The 19,387-nt window shown below is 36.6% G+C and carries 11 protein-coding genes; 9 read left to right on the top strand and 2 right to left on the bottom strand.

All coding sequences use genetic code 11. The features are described from left to right. Positions 1–2,030 precede the first annotated feature (2,030 nt). The 7 genes from RT41_RS07255 (at position 2,031) to RT41_RS07225 (ending at position 13,980) form a co-directional block, all read left to right on the top strand. Positions 2,031–5,630 carry a Cna B-type domain-containing protein gene (locus RT41_RS07255; RefSeq protein ID WP_096818504.1) on the top strand — a complete coding sequence of 1,200 codons (3,600 nt, stop codon included), beginning with the start codon at positions 2,031–2,033 and terminating at the stop codon, positions 5,628–5,630. 503 nt (positions 5,631–6,133) lie between these two features. After that, complete coding sequence (locus tag RT41_RS07250) at positions 6,134–7,600, top strand: nicotinate phosphoribosyltransferase (RefSeq protein WP_096818502.1); 1,467 nt, start codon at positions 6,134–6,136, stop codon at positions 7,598–7,600. Positions 7,601–7,658: 58 nt separating this feature from the next. Continuing rightward, positions 7,659–8,180, top strand: coding sequence for a GNAT family N-acetyltransferase (locus RT41_RS07245; RefSeq protein ID WP_054639404.1), 522 nt, complete (start codon positions 7,659–7,661; stop codon positions 8,178–8,180). Continuing rightward, on the top strand, positions 8,164–8,988 hold the full coding sequence (gene nadE / locus RT41_RS07240) for an ammonia-dependent NAD(+) synthetase (RefSeq protein WP_054639403.1): 825 nt from the start codon (positions 8,164–8,166) through the stop codon (positions 8,986–8,988). Before RT41_RS07245 ends, nadE begins: the two co-directional genes overlap by 17 nt. Before the next feature lie 415 nt (positions 8,989–9,403). Next, positions 9,404–10,249 carry a hypothetical protein gene (locus RT41_RS07235; protein WP_054639402.1) on the top strand — a complete coding sequence of 282 codons (846 nt, stop codon included), beginning with the start codon at positions 9,404–9,406 and terminating at the stop codon, positions 10,247–10,249. Positions 10,250–10,561: 312 nt separating this feature from the next. Next, the gene (locus tag RT41_RS07230; protein ID WP_096818500.1) at positions 10,562–11,263 is read left to right on the top strand and encodes an ABC transporter ATP-binding protein; all 702 of its coding nucleotides are present in this window, start codon (positions 10,562–10,564) and stop codon (positions 11,261–11,263) included. 8 nt (positions 11,264–11,271) lie between these two features. Beyond that, on the top strand, positions 11,272–13,980 hold the full coding sequence (locus RT41_RS07225; RefSeq protein WP_096818498.1) for an FtsX-like permease family protein: 2,709 nt from the start codon (positions 11,272–11,274) through the stop codon (positions 13,978–13,980). A 27-nt stretch (positions 13,981–14,007) separates the two neighbouring features. Here RT41_RS07225 and gatD read toward each other — a convergent pair whose 3' ends face one another. Both gatD and murT read right to left on the bottom strand, forming a co-directional pair. After that, positions 14,008–14,784 carry a lipid II isoglutaminyl synthase subunit GatD gene (gene gatD / locus RT41_RS07220; RefSeq protein ID WP_054639401.1) on the bottom strand — a complete coding sequence of 259 codons (777 nt, stop codon included), beginning with the start codon at positions 14,782–14,784 and terminating at the stop codon, positions 14,008–14,010. Between the two features lie 253 nt (positions 14,785–15,037). Beyond that, entirely contained in the window at positions 15,038–16,387 is a 1,350-nt protein-coding gene (gene murT / locus RT41_RS07215; protein ID WP_096818496.1) for a lipid II isoglutaminyl synthase subunit MurT, read from the bottom strand. Between the two features lie 134 nt (positions 16,388–16,521). On the opposite strand from murT, the gene RT41_RS07210 reads away from it, so the two are divergent. Continuing rightward, the gene (locus RT41_RS07210; RefSeq protein ID WP_054639400.1) at positions 16,522–17,187 is read left to right on the top strand and encodes an acetolactate decarboxylase; all 666 of its coding nucleotides are present in this window, start codon (positions 16,522–16,524) and stop codon (positions 17,185–17,187) included. Positions 17,188–17,313: 126 nt separating this feature from the next. Next, positions 17,314–19,137, top strand: a complete 1,824-nt coding sequence (lepA, locus tag RT41_RS07205; RefSeq protein ID WP_054639399.1) for a translation elongation factor 4 — start codon at positions 17,314–17,316, stop codon at positions 19,135–19,137. The last annotated feature ends 250 nt before the right edge of the window (positions 19,138–19,387 follow it).

Raw genomic sequence — 19,387 nt, 5'->3', positions numbered from 1 at the left:
GAGAATGATAAAATAATACCATGTTTTTGCATCATTTTTCTGGAATAGTGAGTGATAAATATGACGTCTCATCTTATCTTGTTCCATAGTTATTGTTAGTAAAAATCATTTTAAAAGAGCAAAATTTATAAAATTACATTCTTAATCATTGAAACGAGCTCGATTTATTATTTATCGATTAATATAATTTTAATTGTTATATTAACATAATTATTACTTTATTGTCGATTTTTCTTATTATTGAGTGGAATAGCAACATAAATTAATTTTAATGAACATTTTTTTATTGTTTACGAAAATAATGGGAAAATATCATGAAAATTAAAAAAAATTACGCAATCTTAGCGTACAATTATCTTATCTGCAGGTTTTGGTGCAAAAATTTTGGTAGTCGAATTTTGGAGCGGACATTCTAATATTGGCTAAATTAACAAAGCCATTGAAATCCTATCTGGTCGTGTCTATGAGAAGAACATTTCAATCCAATCACTCAATAATCAAATTAGGCAAGACACGCAAAAACTTCAAGAGCAAACGATTCAAATCAATCATTTGAACAGTCAACTTGACCAAGTATCCGCTGATAAAACCAAAGAAATTCAAGAAAAGATTGACGAAATTAAGAAAGCCATTGAAAATGGAAAAAAAGTGGTTGATAAATAAAAAGAAGTTGATGATGCGAACAACAAAATTGCAACATTGACACAACAATTGTCTGACTTACAAAATAAAGGAAACAGCGACTTAAATCAAGCCATTCCGATGTTCAACAAACAAAAGAAAAAGCGGACCAAGCCGTTGTAAACAACCAATAAAATGATCCCGTCGTTTTTTTTTATTTGTTTTTGGCAAACCATACCTCGAAAATTAAAAGGTTATTAATCTCATCATCGATTGCAAATTTGAGGTGATAAACCGCGTAGATTCACTTATAAATAGGTTGATGAAAATGAGTCATAAATAATAAGTTAAGAAATATTAACTGAATATTAATAATATAAACGAAATATATATTTCTAAAATATAATGAAATTAAAGTAATAAAACAAATAAAAATAGAATGGGTCAGTTGAAGAAAAAGGGTGTTTAATTTTTTATAATGATTGGTCTGCTGGGCATATCAATGTCTAATCTGAGTGCTGTTTCTGATGTTATCTGGCGGATGGGTAACGCTTACCAGGGTGTCTCAGATTAAGGAACTTCAACATTTTACATTTATTGGCAGGATACGACAAGGGGCTCATCCCCTGGTGTAAATTACAAAGGGATCATGATGTATTGGTTAAGAACAGGTAGTGTCGTCAGTGGAATAGTATATATATAACAGTTTACAAGTTACGACTAGTGATGGTGGAAAAGGGCCATTGCCTATCTGCCCAGCATATGGGCCCCCCTTCATTATCTGAACTGACCTGTGGTAATGTTGGACAAGCATTTCAAAAGCTGAAAAGTCATTTTAGGTTGTAACATTAAAGCCGTTAAGGGCAAAGCTTCAGAAAAATCTACTGATCCGAACAATCCGCAACCTTTATCTATAGTAGCGATCAAGCTAACATGACTGTTAATTTCATCAACGACATTAGAGCGAAATTGACTAATACAAAAACGCTTGATGAAAATGTTAACGCCCCCTTGTCGACAAGATTCAATCGGATCTCCTTTTGAAATTGTAGCTGGACCCTTAAATATCTGCCAGAAACAAGCTTATCAAGCTCAGATTTTTTTGCTCTACCTGGTTGATTCGTTTTTGAAACAGGTTGATTTTTAGGTTATCGATTTTACAAGTATATAAACTCAAAAGAATTTTATTATATTTCAAAATATTTTTTTGTTACATACGAAGCGAGTTCAATGATAAAATTTTAGAATTTCCGACAAAAATATATTTTTATTAGTATATATAAATAAAAAGAAATATACTATTTATAATTGTAAATCAATAGAGTATAATTAGATTTAGTAATTATTTGTATTACAGTTAAATTTCATTAGTGTTAATTGAAATTAAAATTTTTGAATAGGAGAGCAAAATGTGGAAAAAAATACTGGTGTTTTTTGAGATAGTAGTATTACTATTCTCTGCAATTAATACACCAATAAATGCATCTGCCGCCACAACTGACTGGGGAACTACGTTTCTAACGAATGCGACCTTATACAGCGATACAGGCACCACACCATTAACAGAATCATACGGAAACTTAAATACTAAGGCTGTATGGGATTTTACTATTCCAGCAAATAGCGGTATTCAGGCAGGGCAAACAATGACGGTGCCAATACCAAGTGCCTTGAAGCTTTCGAAAGATATCTCATTCAATATTTATGATCAGAACCAGAATATTATTGGTACAGCAATCGGTAGTGCAACAAATAATAACATCGTTATCACACTGACACCATTTGCACAATCTGAGAATACAAGTGATATTAAAGGTACTTTCAACGTCTTCACTTTATGGAATAATGTGACTCAGGGACAAGATGTAAATGTCAATTTTGGATTTAATAATATTATTCAAGTTGTTCATATCAATACCACTGGTCCAGACACTCGACTCTTTACTAAAGCAGGATTTTTAGCTTCTGGAGATCCAACAACGAGCAACTGGACAGTTACCTTTAATAATGGGTTCTTGAACTTGACAAATGGATACTATGTTGATAACTTTGGTGCGAATCAAGCATTTATTACCAGCAGTTTCCATTTGAATTACATGAACCCAGATGGAACGGTTGCTAAGACGGAAACATGGGATACATTTTCTGGACAAAAAACATTAACTGCGACTGGATTTACATTAACTTATCCAACACTTAATCAAAGAGTTATCTTATATTACAATACAACGAATACAGATGGTGGTATTTCGAGTCAATACTTTAACTATGGTTCATTCACAGTAGATGGGCAAACTCCTTGGACTGTAAATGCTGCGACCCCATTTTCTGGCGGTAGCGGTTCAGGTTATACATTAACAAAAATTACCGTGAAAAAAGCATGGTCTGACAACAATAATCAAGATGGTACTCGTCCGACGTATGCCCAAATTCAAATTTTGAAGGACAACCAGCCGGATGGCCCTGTGCAAACATTGAATGCGGCTAATAACTGGACATATACACAGATCAATCTTGATCCAGCATCAAAATATCAAGCGGTTGAAGTAAATGTACCGAGCGGCTATAGCCCATCTTACTCAATGAGTGTTGATGTAAACGGTGCTGGTGTTCAGACGATTACCAACACACACATCCCGGCAACCACTGACCTAACAGGAACGAAAACTTGGAATGACTCCAACAATCAAGACGGCATACGTCCAGCATCAATTAATGTTCATTTAATTGCTAATGGTAATACAGCTAACCCAGTTCAGTCTATTACCACATCTGCGGATACAGGTTGGAATTACACCTTCAGTAATGTCCCTGTCAATGCTAATGGAACCCCTATTACATATACCGTAACAGAAGATCCGGTTTCAGGTTACACATCAACGTCAACTGGTCTCAATTTAACAAACAGCTACACACCTAAAACAATTAATGTGTCTGGAACGAAAACTTGGGATGATAACAATAATCAAGATGGACTACGTCCATCCGCCATCACCGTGAATTTAATTGCTAATGGTGATACAGCTAACCCAGTTGCAAGTACAACAGCGACGGCTGCTAACAATTGGGCCTACACCTTCAGTAATGTACCTGAAAATGCGGCTGGTACTCCAATCACTTATACCGTGACAGAAAATAATGTTCCGGGTTATACTGCAACATATAATGGAACGAACATTACGAATACGCATATTCCAGCAACAACAAGTGTTTCTGGAACGAAAACTTGGGATGATAACAACAATCAAGACGGGATGCGTCCGGCATCAATCACAATTACTTTGAGTGCAAATGGGAAGGTAGTGGACTCACAAGAAGTTACGGCCGCCAACAACTGGCAGTATTCATTCACTAATTTAGCAATGAATTCAGGTGGAAATCCAATTGACTACAGTGTCTCAGAAAGTGATGTTCCAAATTATACATCAGCAAAAGATGGTTACAACTTTACCAACACGCACACACCATTGACCACTTCAATTTCTGGAGAAAAGACATGGGTGGATAACGATAACCAAGATGGGCTTCGTCCTTCTACCATCACCGTGAATTTGATTGCCAATGGAGATACTGCGAATCCAGTTGCAACAACACAAGCAACCGCTGCTAACAACTGGGCGTATAACTTCACTGATCTTCCTCAATATGCGAATGGTAAAATGATTACTTACTCAGTAGAAGAAACACCAGTGACTGGCTATACAGCTACTTATAATGGAATGAACATTACCAATACGCACACGACAGATACGACAAGTGTTACAGGAAGCAAGACGTGGAATGATGCCAATAACCAAGATGGTATGCGACCTTCATCCATTACAGTTAACCTGCTTGCGAATGGTAAAATCGTTGATAGTCAGCCAGTAACTGCTGCAAATAATTGGGAGTATGCGTTCAACAATTTACCAGTGAACGCAAGCGGAAGCCCAATTACATATACGGTTAGTGAAGATGAAGTTGCCAATTATACTTCAACAATTAAAGGTACTGATATTACAAACACGCACAATCCATTATTAACTTCTATTTCTGGCACGAAACTCTGGGCTGATAATAACAATCAAGACGTGCTTCGTCCATCATCTATCTCAGTAAATTTGATTGCAAATGGTGATACCGCCAACCCTGTTGCTACGAAAATAGTAACAGCTGCAGACAATTGGGCTTACTCATTCACTGATTTCCCACAATTTGCGGATGGTAAATTGATTACTTATACAGTAGATGAAACTCCAGTTGTAGGCTACACAACAACTTACAATGGAACGAACATTACTAATACTCATGTGCCAGCAACAACAAGTGTGGTCGGTACTAAAACTTGGAATGATGCCAACAACCAAGATGGCATGCGCCCAGAATCAATTACTGTAAATCTACTTGCGAACGGTAAAATAGTTGCAAGTCAAGTAGTAACTTCCACAACTAACTGGGAATATGCATTCAACGATTTACCAGTGAATGCAAGCGGAAGCCCAATCACATATACGGTTAGTGAAGATGAAGTTGCCAATTACACTTCAACAGTAGATGGTACGAATATCACTAACACACACACCCCTGAAGTTACAACAATTACAGGGAGCAAGACTTGGAATGATGAGAACAATAAGGATGGTGTCCGTCCAGATTCAATCATCGTTAATCTACTTGCAGATGGTAAAGTGGTAGTTAGTAAAACAGTCACTGCAAAAGACAATTGGAAATACAGCTTTGAAAAAATGCCAGTTAACAAAGATGGCAAAGCCATCGTCTATAGCATTACTGAAGATGAAGTGAAAGGCTATAAGACAGAGGTGAAAGGTTTTAACCTTACCAATACTCATCAAGTTGTACCTTCTAAAACTGAAACTTCAAAACCAACACCACCTTCTAAAGGGAACACAATTAATAGCCAAAATCTACCAAAGACAGGTTCAGATAATGACCTCTCAGCAATGATTTTTGGGGCACTGTTACTTTTAGTAGCTACATTCGGTGGAATTAAGGGATACAGAAAAAGATAATTACAAATAAGCAAGATTTAATCAATATTAACTGAGGGAGATTCCCTCAGTTTTTTGATTCAAACAAAGTTTAGTGATCCAATATTAAAATACCTCCCGTAAAAAAATAATAAACAATAAAGTGTGTTATTGAAAAAAACGGTTGTTTTCTAGAAACTACTCTGAATCAAGAAATAAATGTTAGGATATTAAATCGTTAAATCTAAATTAGTAAAATTGATGAGTGGATGAACTCGCATCATTGGGAACAATAATAAAATTTAAAAGGTAAGTTTAAAATTCGTCTTTATTTGAAGTCCGTTTCGTTTTGTGAACGGTGAAGATTACTTTGTCTAATTTACACCACTTTTGTTATCTTATCATGATTATTTGTTATATAAGTTCAATCCTTTTATTCGTCAAATGTCAATAATTACATACGTAAAACAAAGAATGACGAGGGACTGACATAAGGATTTTTTTTTGATAGAATAGTATTAAAAGAAAATGAGAGAGGTGAGCAAGTGCCATATCTATATCCAGACGACAGCTTGACATTACACACAGACTTGTATCAAATAAACATGATGCAAACTTATTTTGAACTCGGGAGACATAACAAAAAAACCGTTTTTGAAGTTTTTTTCAGGGACATGCCATTTCAAAATGGTTATGCGATTTTTGCTGGTTTAGAAAGGATCATTGATTACCTCAAGAACTTGAAGTTTACGGGTTCAGATATTGATTATTTGAGAACTTTAGGTTACCCTGAAACTTTTTTAGATTATCTTGCTAACCTTGAGTTTACTTGTACGGTTCGTTCTGTAAGAGAAGGTGACTTGGTTTTTGCAAAAGAACCAATCGTTCAAATCGAAGGGCCTTTAGCCCAGTGTCAGTTAATTGAAACTGCACTATTAAATATTGTCAATTTCCAAACTCTGATTGCGACAAAAGCAGGTCGAATTAAGTCTGTTATTGGTGACGATCCTTTACTTGAATTTGGATCACGTCGCGCTCAAGAACTTGATGCAGCAATCTGGGGAACACGTGCGGCCTATATCGGTGGAGCAGATGCTACATCTAATGTCCGAGCAGCAAAAATGTTTGGAATTCCTGCAAGTGGAACACATGCTCATGCATTGATACAGAGTTATGGAAACGATTACGATGGTTTTAAAGCATATGCTTTGACACACCGAGATTGTGTCTTTTTGGTAGATACTTATGACACCCTTCGGTCAGGCGTTCCAGCAGCAATAAAAATTGCCCGTGAATTTGGCGAAAAAATTAATTTTCAAGGGGTTCGAATTGATTCTGGAGATATGGCTTATATTTCTAAAAAAGTCCGTCAACAATTAGATGACGCCGGTTTTACTGAAGCAAAAATATATGCTTCAAATGATTTGGATGAATCGACCATTTTAAGTTTGAAAATGCAGAAAGCCAAAATTGATGTGTGGGGCGTCGGGACAAAATTAATTACAGCCTATGATCAGCCAGCCCTAGGTGCGGTATATAAACTTGTTTCAATTGAAGGCGACAAGGGTGAAATGCGTGATACCATTAAGATTTCAAGCAATGCCGAAAAAGTGACAACACCAGGCAAAAAACAAGTTTGGCGTATTACACGCGCCTCAGATGGAAAATCAGAAGGTGATTATGTGACTTTTTCCGATGAGCGCCCTGATTTGGCTGATGAGATTTACATGTTCCACCCATTGTATACTTACATCAATAAGAACGTCCGTGATTTCAATGCTAAACCATTACTCACAACAATATTTAATCATGGTGAATTAGTGTATGATTTACCAAGTCTTGCCGAAATTAAAGCATTTTCAAAAGAAAATTTATTTGAACTTTGGGATGAATACAAACGTGACCTTAACCCTCAACCCTATCCAGTAGACTTGTCACAAGAACTTTGGAATCATAAAATGCGTTTGATTTCACAAGTAAGAACGCGAATTTCTCAACAAAAATTAGATTAGAGAAAGGCAATTGCAAGCAGCTTTTTTCTCGTAGTTGCTCGCTTTGTAATAAAAATTTATGCAAATTAGAAGATTAGATATTGGAGATACGGAGGCCTTTTGGAATCTCCAAAAACAACTTGATCAGGAAACAAAATTCATGATGTTAGAGCCAGATGAACGAAAATATGAAATCGGGAAAGCTGTTGGGAACATTGCTCGCATGGATTTTGCTTATACAGCAGTAGAAAACGGGAAATTAGTTGGCTTTCTATCAGCAGTTTGTGGGGGATATCGAAGAATTAGAAAAACGGCATACATTGTCGTTGGTATTCTTCAAGACTATCAACACCAAGGAATTGGGCACGAACTCTTCTTGGAATTAAATCAATGGGCAATTGAAAAAGAAGTTCAAAGGCTAGAATTGACCGTAAGAACTGACAATACACGTGCGATTGCGCTCTACCGTAAAAATGGTTTTGAAATTGAGGGGCTAAGACGACGCTCTATGTTTATTGATGGTGAATTTGTTGATGAATTCTACATGAGTAAAATTTTTGATGATATGGATGAAGGAGAAAATCATGACTTTACAAGATAAAATTATTGAAGAACTAGGTGTTTTACCAGAGATTGATGCCAAAGAAGAAATACGAAAATCAATTGATTTCTTGAAATCCTACCTAAAAAAATATCCTTTTATTAAATCCTATGTATTGGGTATATCAGGTGGACAAGATTCAAGTTTGGTTGGTCGGTTGGCCCAACTTGCAATTGAAGAAATGCGTGAAGAAACTGGCGACTCAAATTATCAATTTATCGCCATTCGTTTGCCCTATGGTGTTCAAGCGGATGAAGAAGATGCGCAGCGCGCTTTGAAATTTATTCATCCTGATCAAAGTTTAGTTGTAAATATAAAAGCTGCAGTTGATGGTCAAGTTGCCGCACTAGAAGATGCTGGTGTTGTCGTTTCTGATTTTAACAAAGGTAATATTAAAGCACGTCAACGTATGATTACACAATATGCAGTTGCTGGCGATACAAAGGGGGCTGTTTTGGGAACAGACCATGCTGCGGAAAATATTACAGGATTCTTTACTAAATTCGGAGATGGCGGAGCAGATTTGGTTCCAATTTTCCGATTAAATAAACACCAAGGAAAAATGTTACTTGCTGAATTAGGTGCTGATTCAGTAATTTATGAAAAAATTCCCACTGCCGATTTGGAAGATGGCAAACCAGGACTTGCAGATGAAGTTGCATTGGGTGTAACCTATCAGGATATTGACAATTATACAGAAGGTAAGAAAATTTCGGATGAGGCAAAGGAGAAAATTGAAGGTTGGTATTTGAAAACGGAACACAAACGTCATTTACCAATTACCATTTTTGATGATTTTTGGAAATAAGAAATTTACAAAAAGTGAGGTTATTTTCTCACTTTTTTGTTTTTCTTGTTTTTAGACATGGAAATGAAACGAAAACGAAACACAAGTAATGATAAATGCTGCTTTGCTAGAATCGAAAAAAACACAAGAATGATAAACGCTTACAATGAAATAATAAAGATATATTGGAAATGTAAGCGGAATTTTGAGTATATTTTAGCAAAATAAATGTTTTTTCTGTTATACTATTATGAGGCGCAGTAAACGGAGATCGCCTTACACCCTTTCGTTTAACCCGTACTCAAAGTTCAGGTTCTTATATGAAGTACGGCAAGTAATCTTGATGACCTTACGTGAAACGCCATTGGATTTGCTCATAAATATCAAATTCATTGCACGCCATGTTTGCCAGAGACGAAAATAAAAGAATTATTTTTTGAAATTTAAATCAAAACTTACCTCAGTCGCCGCTTCAGCATTAATAGGGATGACCTTATTCTCAGCCCCTATTGCTCAAGCGGACACAGCAACTGCAACTCAATCTCGCCTTTATGATACTATTAATATCCAATTCACCGAAGCATATCAATCACGCTCGTCAGAATTAATTAATAAAATCACTAAAGAAGTCTCTCAATTAGAGGGAACGAGCTATCATGAACCAGTTGAAGCAAGTTTATTGCATTTGAATCAATTTATCACAGCTTACGATAAAGCTACAGCAGCAGTTGATCGTGCCGAAAAAACACGTACTGCTGCCGATATCAGTCTTGCTGAAACTGCAGTTGGCGCATTGCCTTCTTCAGAAGTAGCACATAAATCAACCTTTACGGGTCGGATTCAAGCGGTGATAAAAGCTAACGAAAAAGCAGCGCAAGCTGCCGAGGCAGCAAAAAAAGCCGCAGCAGAAGCTGCTAAACAAGAAGCTGCCGCAGCTCAAGCAGCAAAAATCGCTTCGGAAAAAGCTGCAGCACAAGAAGCTGCCGCCAAAGCCAACAATACATACGGTCTTAAATTCACCGGGTACTCTTCCATAGACGAGGCTCGTGCATTGAGAAATATGATTGAGCAAGGCGGTAACATGAACGTTAACCTTTCTTTAAACTTAAACTACATTGGTGGCTATGGCTTTGCAAAGAGTACATGGTTGGCCTTATGTAACGTTACAGGTACAAGTCCTACAGATTTTTCTGTAGCCCATCAGAACCTCCTTGCAGATACCCTCGTCCGTGATTATTTCGGTGGCGACTGGGGAAATGTTCCAAAAAGTGGGGGTTGGTAATGCCAGAAATTGTCTGTCATTTTCCATTAAACCTGAACTTTGGAACTCAGACTTTTCAAAAAACTTTTTGAACTGATTTAAGACGCGTCTTAAATCGGTTTTTTTATTTCATCTATTTGTAGGTCATAAATAAATCTCCTATTAAATTTCTATGGTTTTCTGATGAAACTTTGGAGATAACATTTAAATCCTAAGGCAAGTAAAATCAATGCTTACTTTGCTATTGACTGTAGATTAACCATTTCCCTCGTTTTTTCATTCACAAATTATGCTATAATAATAGTAACGCTTACAATGAAAATGAGGTAAACAATGAGTTTTATTGAAGTAAAAAATGAATCTAAGCGCTATAAGACAGGCGATCAAATCATTTCAGCAAATAATTTAGTCAATTTTTCAATTGAAGAAGGTGAATTGGCTGTCATTCTGGGTTCATCTGGCGCCGGAAAATCAACTGTTCTAAATATTTTGGGAGGGATGGATTCTTGTGACGAGGGGGCGGTGATCATCGATGGTGTTGACATTGCCCAATTTACCGAAAAAGAATTAATTACTTACAGAAGGAATGATGTTGGTTTTGTATTCCAATTTTATAATTTAATTAATAATTTGACTTCCCTTGAGAATGTTGAATTGGCTTCTGAAATTGTTAAGGACGCACTTGACGCAAGCGAGGTTTTAGATAACGTGGGATTATCACATCGCCTTGATAACTTTCCATCACAATTATCTGGCGGTGAACAACAACGGGTTGCAATTGCACGCGCAGTGGCTAAAAATCCTAAAATTTTATTATGTGATGAACCAACAGGCGCATTGGATTACCAAACGGGTAAACAAGTTTTGAAGATTTTGCAAGAGATGTCACGTATTCATCAAACAACGGTCATAATTGTGACACATAATGCTGCCATTAGCGAGATTGCTGACCGTGTTATTATGATGCATGATGGTTCGATCAGTAAAAGCTGGCGAAATGATTCACCGAAAGACATTGATGATATAGAATGGTAAGGTGAGTGATGAAAAAAAGACCTCCCAAAAAACTGAATAAGGACATCAGAAAATCGATTACGAGTTCAATCGGCCGTTTTCTCTCTATCTTTTCTTTAATGGCACTTGGCGTGTTCGCATTTATCGGATTGAAAGTTTCAGGACCAGATATGCGGGAAACAGCGAATCGATTTTATCAAACACATCAACTGGCTGATTTAACCGTGGTGTCAAATCTTGGATTAGACGAATCTGACCAAAAATTAATTGAATCAGCTAATGGAATTAAGAAAGTCGAGTTTGGCTATTTTCAGGATGTTCCCCTTGGAAACTCAGAAACAGCAATTCGTTTGTTCAATACACCGAAAGTTTTATCAACTTACCAATTGATTTCTGGGAAAATGCCCAGTCAATCTAATGAAATTGCTTTAGATTATCTACTGAAGGACAAATATAAAATTAGTCAGACCGTTAATTTGAACGAAAATACAGATCATGAGTCTTCAATTCTCAAGAATCACACATTTAAAATTGTTGGATTTGTAAAATCGAGTGAGTACGTAGACAAAAATTCCTTTGGTCAGACGACAATCGGAACTGGGCAATTGAATGGTTATGGGGTAACGACTGCTTCCGCGTTTCGTTCAAATGTTAAGATGATTGCTCGAATTTCTTATGGTTCATTGGTGAACCTATCTCCGTATAATCAAACCTACAAAGACAAGGTAACAGCTTATCAGATTGCAATGCAAGATTTGCTCAAGAGTCAACCTGAAAAAAGGTTAGCGGCGCTGAAAAAAGGACCTGAGCAAAAATTAGCACAGGCACAAAATGAACTAAATCAAAAAAACGTTTCTCTAAATCAGCAACAAAATGAATTGAATTTACAAAAGGCTCAGTTGAAGCAAGCACAAGCGGCAGGATTAGCTGTCGATCCAACTCAAATTCATATTCTGGACACTTTTCAGAAAAAAATAGACGATGGTCGGTCACAAATTCAAATAGCTCAAGAAAAAGTTAATTTGCAACGGAAGGAATTAAATCAATTGACTGCACCGGTTTATACGGTGTCAGATCGAAATAGTGCTGATCCCGGTTATCAAATATTTATCGATAACTCAACTCGAATTGACACCCTGTCAAACATTTTCCCTGTTGTTTTATTTGCAATTGCAGCTTTAGTGAGCTTAACAACTATGACTCGTTTTGTTGAAGAAGAACGTTCAAATTTGGGATTACTCAAGGCACTTGGCTATACGAACAGACAAATTCGCAAAAAATTCATGGTTTACGGTTTTGTATCGGCATTTGCAGGAGCAACCGTCGGAACTGTCTTAGGCCATTGGGTTTTACCGCTTGTTGTTTTTAAAGCCTATACTGCATCTTCAACGTTTACTGATTTGGCTTTAACTTTTTCATGGCAATGGACGGTAGTCGCATTTGCCATCTCGATACTATGTACTGTTTTTCCAGCCTATCTTACGTCAAAAGAAGTTTTACGAAGTCAACCTTCGGACTTATTTGTCGCTAAAGCCCCTAAAGCAGGTTCTCGCATTTTACTTGAACGGGTGAACTTTATTTGGCGGCGGATGAGTTTCACGTATAAAGTTACAGCTCGAAATCTTTTTCGTTACAAAAAACGGATGTTAATGACAATAGTGGGAATCGCGGGCTGTACAGCCTTACTTGTGATGGGATTTGGGATTCGAGATTCGATTTCAGGTCTGTCCTCACGCCAGTTTAATGATATTTTACACTATGATATGATAGCCATTCAGGATAAAAATATTACTGCAGCTGATCAAGCTAAAGTGAATTCATTAATGGGTGAACAAGAAGTCAAGAAACATCTGGGAATTCACTTTGAACAATTCTCAACTTTGGTTGGAACTGTCGAAACTAAGCAAACAGTTCAACTCATCGTTCCTTCTGATGAACACAATTTTTCTTCATTCGTTAGCCTGCAAAATCGGACGACAAAGAAAGGATTAGCTTTAACAAATCATGGTGCGGTTATTTCTGAAAAATTTGCTAAATTATTAAATGCGAAGGTCGGAGATACGATAAAACTTGCCGATGAGAATAACAAAACAGTGTCCATCAAGGTTACTGGTATCACAGAAATGTATATGGGCCACTATCTTTTCATGAATCGTGCTGCCTATGAACAAGCTTTGCATCAATCATTCAAAAGCAATGCGCAATTGATTGGGCTCCGAAATAATTCTGATGCAAATGTTCAAGATTTCGCAGCGAAATTAATGAAAAACAATGGAATATTGACAGTTTCACAGAATAATGACTTGAAAACAACGATTAATTCATTTTTGTATGGTATTAATTCGGTCATGTTTGTTTTGATAGGCTGTGCGATATTGTTGGCCGTTGTTGTGATTTATAATTTGACCAATATCAATGTATCCGAACGAATTAGGGAGTTGTCAACGATTAAAGTGCTTGGTTTTTATGATCACGAAGTGACTTTATATATTTACCGTGAAACTATTCTGTTAAGTTTTCTAGGAATAGTTGGTGGTTTTGCTTTAGGAGCTTATTTACACCATGTGATTATCACCATGTTGCCAACGGATATGGTCATGTTTAGTCCAGGCTTGACCATGACGAATCTGATTTTATCGGCCTTAATTACACTTGCTACGACACTTTTGTTGAGTATTATGGTCCATATAAAATTAAAAAACGTTGATATGCTAGGTGCTTTGAAATCAGTAGATTAATAAAAAGCTGTCATTAATGACAGCTTTTTATGCTTTTCTTTTGATGTCGCTAATTGCTTGGCCTAATTCTTCTTTTGCCATAATATCGACAAATTCTGGTAAGTCAATGTCATCACCATATTTCTGCCGCAAGGCAATTACAACGAGTCGGTAAGCTAATTTAGCATTACGCGAAAGCAGAGGTCCATGGAAGTATGAAGCGAATGTATTTTTGTAAATTAGGCCTTCTTCGCCAGAGTTGCCATTATTTCCTCCCCCGTAGATGACTTTCCCAAGTGGTTTTTCATCAGCCGAAAGATAGGTTCGGCCCCCGTGGTTTTCAAAGCCATAATAGGTCTCATCGAATTCATCATTATGGATTTCAACATCACCTATGATACGGTCATTTCCAGGATTTTCAGTATAATGTCCTAAAATTCCAGTACATGCGATTTGTTTTCCATCTGCCAAAGTATAAGATTGTCCAAGCATTTGATAGCCACCGCAAATGGCTAACATTGGCTTTTCATTTTCAATATAGGTCCGCAATTCATCGGTCAGTTCTGAGAGGTGAGTTGCAATAATTCCTTGTTCATAGTCTTGACCACCCCCCCAAAAAACGAGGTTATAGTCGTCTGATTTGAATGAATCACCGATGGAAACAATATCAAAAATCATTTCGGCTCCTAATTTTTCACCGACATATTTTAACATCAATATGTTTCCATTATCACCATAAGTGTTCATAAGGTCGCCATATAAATGTGCGACTCGTAAGTTATATTTTGGATTTTTTAAATTTGATTTTAGAGAGGTATAGGTCATTTTTTTGTCCTGTTTAAATTAATAAGGCTTTTGTCAATGATAAGAATAAGTTTTTTAGTAAAAATGATGCTCACTAAGAAGAGATGGTACTAAGTTAAAAAAATAACTCCGATATTCATTTTTATCAGCATAAGCCATTTCGCCCATGTTGTTATTGACATTTACATAGAAGAATGTGAAAGATATGGCTATTGAATCTCGAATTTATCATTTAAAAAAACAAAGCAATTCGATTTTTTACTAGTCATCACAGTCAATTCAATTTTTTTTGCACGTATCCTTTTTCTGCCAAATGCTCACGAATTTCAAGCATTGCTGTGTAGGTCGCTAATAAATAAACATGATCTGAGGCATCATTCTCAATCGACTTAACGACTTCTGGTAAACTTGTTAATTCTGTTACTTTATTTTCATCGAAGCCAGCAACGCGGTACCGACGAGCCATTTCTGAATGACGTACACCACCGGTATAGATGTGGTCAATTGACATTTCATTAATCAGTTCAAATTCAGCATCCCAAATCCACGAGGTATCAATTCCATCTGCATAATCAGCGTTTAATAAACTATACAGAGTGAATGGGTATGGCGCCAGTTTCATCATTTCAAGCGCTTGATTTGCACCAACCGGATTTTTAATTAATACGATGGTCACTGATTTTTGACCGACTTGGAAAGTTTCTTGGCGACCAAAAACAGCTTTGGACTGATCAAAACCTGCTTTAATTGTTTCTGTTGGAATCTTGTAATATTCTGCAACGGAAACGGCTGCAAGTGCATTATAGATGTTGTAAAGTCCACCCACATTAATTTTATATGCATGGTCATCAATTACAAAAGTGGAAGAAGTATTAGTAATTTCAGTCAGTTCTGACAACTTGTAATCTAATTGTGGACGAGTAAAGCCACAATTTTGACAGATGTAATTTCCTAAATTCGCATACGTATTCATTTCGAAATCTAAAATATGATGACAAACTGGACAAAGCACGCCTTCGGTGTTATAATGTGCCCGCTTTGGTTGATGACTCTCGTGATCGAAGCCGTAGTATTTGACGGGATTAACCAATTTTTTAGAATTAAAAAGGGGACTATCACCATTCAGTAAAATCGTTGCTTCAGGCGCTTGAGCAGCTCCTTTCACAATAAAATCAAAAGTGGTGTAAATTTCACCATAACGATCCATCTGATCACGGAAAATATTTGTAAAAACAAATAAAGAAGGCTTTAAATATTGTGTGATACGGGGTAAACTTGCTTCATCGATTTCCAAAACGGCATATTTTTTTTGCCCAACTTTAGCTTTGGGTGCTTTCAAAAAAGTGGAAACAATCCCAGTAATCATATTGGCACCAGTTTGATTGGTGACAACAGGGCCACAAGCTTTTTCGAGAATCCCAACCGTTAATGCCGTAGTCAAAGTCTTACCGTTCGTTCCGGTAATTACAATTATTTCATAGTTTTTAGTTAGCTGACTCAATATTTTGGGGTCAAATTTTAGTGCAATTTTACCAGGGAATGTCGAGCCACGTTTGAAAAATTTTTCCAACACAAAACCCGAGGTCTTACCTACTGCTTTCGCGAATGATGTTTTAATTGTCATGATGCTATTATAGCAAAATCAAAACTTTTTTGAAATTAGAAACAACGTAAAAATAGATAGACTGATCAAACTATTTTTTACAAATTATTGTGCTATAATGAATTATTCAGAATAAACTGGAAAGAGCATTTAATATGAAAACAAGTAAAATTTTTCAACATAATACATATACGACACTTTATGGTGGCTTTTATGAAGGCACTATTACAGCTGGAGAAGTGTTAAAACATGGTCTCAATGGGATTGGAACTTTGGATGGCGCTGATGGGGAAGTGATTATCCTGAATGGCCATGTTTATCACGGATCAAATGAAAATCAGGTCCGTTTGGTCAGTTATGACGAAACGATGCCCTATGCAGCAGTTGTTGAACATCATGTGAGTGTGGCAACTGATCTTACAGATTTAACGAGTGAAACAATCGAGTCTCTATTGACTGAGCGCATCACAAATGCTAATGTTCCTTATAGTGTCCTTATTTCAGGGACTTTTAAATCAATTGAAATTTCGTCAAAACCCCCTCGTAATACAGCACCTTATCTTGATATTTTAGCCAAACAGCCTCATTTTACAAAAGAGAATATATCAGGTACCATTGTTGGAATATGGTCACCAAAGCACTTAGAGAGTCTTTACGGAAACGGATTTCATCTTCATTTTATATCAGATGATCGAACATTTGGTGCACATTTGGTTCATTTTGTTGGTGACAAATTACATGTCGAATTTGGACAAGTGGGGCAAATCGAACAAGAATTTGCTGAAGATAACGCAAGTTTTAACAAGCTGTCATTTGACTAAAACGAGGTGTAATCGTGTTATTCCGAGCAAGAAAGCAGAAGAGGGTGTGTCAATATTGACCGCCTTTTTTGTGAAAAAAATATGCTATAATAGATTCAATACCCCTAGTAAATTGAGGAAATTCGAATGAATATTAATGAAATGAATGCGCGTAGAGAGAAAATCAGAAATTTTAGTATTATTGCGCATATTGACCATGGTAAATCAACTTTGGCAGACCGAATTTTGGAATTAACAGAAACTGTATCAAAACGTGAACTCCAAGCCCAAATGTTAGACAGTATGGATTTGGAACGTGAACGTGGCATCACCATCAAATTAAATGCCATTGAGTTAAATTATCATGCCAAAGATGGGGAGACTTATATTTTCCATCTCATTGACACACCAGGACACGTGGATTTTTCATACGAAGTTTCACGGAGTTTAGCCGCATGTGAAGGGGCTATTTTAGTGGTTGATGCTGCTCAAGGAATTGAAGCGCAAACGCTTGCCAATGTGTATCTGGCACTTGACAATGATCTTGAAATTATTCCAGTCATCAACAAAATTGATTTGCCGAGTGCACAACCAGAAGTCGTTCGGCAAGAAATTGAGGACGTCATTGGTTTAGATGCTTCTGAGGCCGTCTTAGCTTCTGCGAAAGCTGGAATTGGAATTGAAGAAATTCTTGAACAAATTGTTGAGAAAGTACCAGCACCACAAGGTGAAGTAGATGCTCCACTTCAAGCACTCATTTTTGACTCCGTCTATGACGCATATCGAGGCGTTATTTTACAAGTCCGATTAAAAGAAGGCGTCGTAAAAGTTGGAGACAAAATCAAATTAATGTCCAATGGTAAAGAATTTGACGTGACAGAAGTAGGAATTTTTACCCCTAAAGCTGTTGCTCGTGATTTTTTAATGTCAGGTGATGTTGGGTATATTGCCGCAAGTATTAAAACAGTGCAGGATACACGAGTTGGAGATACCATCACTTTGGCTGAAAATCCAGCAACAGTGCCTCTTGCTGGCTACAAAAAAATGAATCCGATGGTTTTTGCAGGGATTTATCCAGTTGAATCTAATAAATATAATGATTTACGTGAAGCCCTAGAAAAATTACAATTAAACGATGCCAGTCTTCAATTTGAACCTGAAACATCACAGGCGCTAGGTTTTGGTTTTCGATGTGGCTTTTTGGGGATGCTTCATATGGATGTGGTTCAAGAACGTTTGGAGCGTGAATTCAACCTTGATCTCATTATGACTGCCCCATCGGTGGTTTATCATATTAAAACAACAGATGGTGAAGTCCTTGAAGTTGCCAATCCAAGTGACTTCCCAGATCCAACTCGAATTGAAACAATCGAAGAACCATTTGTAAAAGCACAGATTATGGTGCCCAATGATTTTGTTGGCCCAGTGATGGAATTGGCTCAGAGAAAACGTGGTGAATTTGTGACCATGGATTATTTAGATGCCAATCGTGTTAATGTGCAATACCATATTCCACTTAGTGAAATTGTCTTTGAATTTTTCGACAAATTGAAATCTTCAACGAAAGGGTATGCAAGCTTTGATTATGAAATATCTGATTATCGTCCTTCAAATTTAGTAAAAATGGATATTTTACTCAACGGAGATAAAGTAGATGCACTCTCTTTTATTTCACATAAAGAATTTGCGCAAGAACGAGGACGGACTATTGTTGAAAAACTACGTAAATTAATTCCTCGTCAACAATTTGAAGTTCCCATTCAAGCTACGATTGGAAATAAAGTCGTTGCCAGAAGTGACATTAAGGCATTGCGGAAAAATGTATTAGCAAAATGTTATGGTGGTGACATTTCTCGGAAACGAAAATTATTGGAAAAACAAAAAGCAGGGAAAAAACGAATGAAAGCAATTGGTTCAGTCGAAGTACCACAAGAAGCTTTTCTGTCTGTTTTGAGCATGGATGAAGATTAAATGAACATAAAAAGGACCAAAAAGTTGGTTCTTTTTTTATGAGGATTTACCTCAGTAGGAATACAAGCAAAAATAATCACATTTGAGTAAAGAATTGAAATGTAATGAAAGAGATTCACATGTCGATTAATTTTTTTCACATAAATTTAAGTAAATACCGAACGATTCGTTCACATTAAGTTTTTGCGTAAACTTGTTTACTTTTGATTATTTTACTGTTCGTTTAGGTGATGATCAATATCAATTGATC

It is taken from the genome of Lactococcus fujiensis JCM 16395, from assembly GCF_002441655.1.
Classification (GTDB): Bacteria; Bacillota; Bacilli; order Lactobacillales; family Streptococcaceae; genus Lactococcus; species Lactococcus fujiensis.
Note: the sequence above shows the minus strand (reverse complement) of the source record. Positions and strands in the feature narration are given on the sequence as shown.

Bases quoted from the DNA above. Each gene is read 5' to 3' on its own strand.
- nadE (WP_054639403.1), top strand. From the start codon at position 8,164: ATGACTTTACAAGATAAAATTATTGAAGAACTAGGTGTTTTACCAGAG.
- RT41_RS07255 (WP_096818504.1), top strand. From the start codon at position 2,031: ATGTGGAAAAAAATACTGGTGTTTTTTGAGATAGTAGTATTACTATTC.
- lepA (WP_054639399.1), top strand. From the start codon at position 17,314: ATGAATATTAATGAAATGAATGCGCGTAGAGAGAAAATCAGAAATTTT.
- gatD (WP_054639401.1), bottom strand. From the start codon at position 14,784: ATGACCTATACCTCTCTAAAATCAAATTTAAAAAATCCAAAATATAAC.
- RT41_RS07210 (WP_054639400.1), top strand. From the start codon at position 16,522: ATGAAAACAAGTAAAATTTTTCAACATAATACATATACGACACTTTAT.
- RT41_RS07225 (WP_096818498.1), top strand. From the start codon at position 11,272: ATGAAAAAAAGACCTCCCAAAAAACTGAATAAGGACATCAGAAAATCG.
- RT41_RS07245 (WP_054639404.1), top strand. From the start codon at position 7,659: ATGCAAATTAGAAGATTAGATATTGGAGATACGGAGGCCTTTTGGAAT.
- murT (WP_096818496.1), bottom strand. From the start codon at position 16,387: ATGACAATTAAAACATCATTCGCGAAAGCAGTAGGTAAGACCTCGGGT.
- RT41_RS07230 (WP_096818500.1), top strand. From the start codon at position 10,562: ATGAGTTTTATTGAAGTAAAAAATGAATCTAAGCGCTATAAGACAGGC.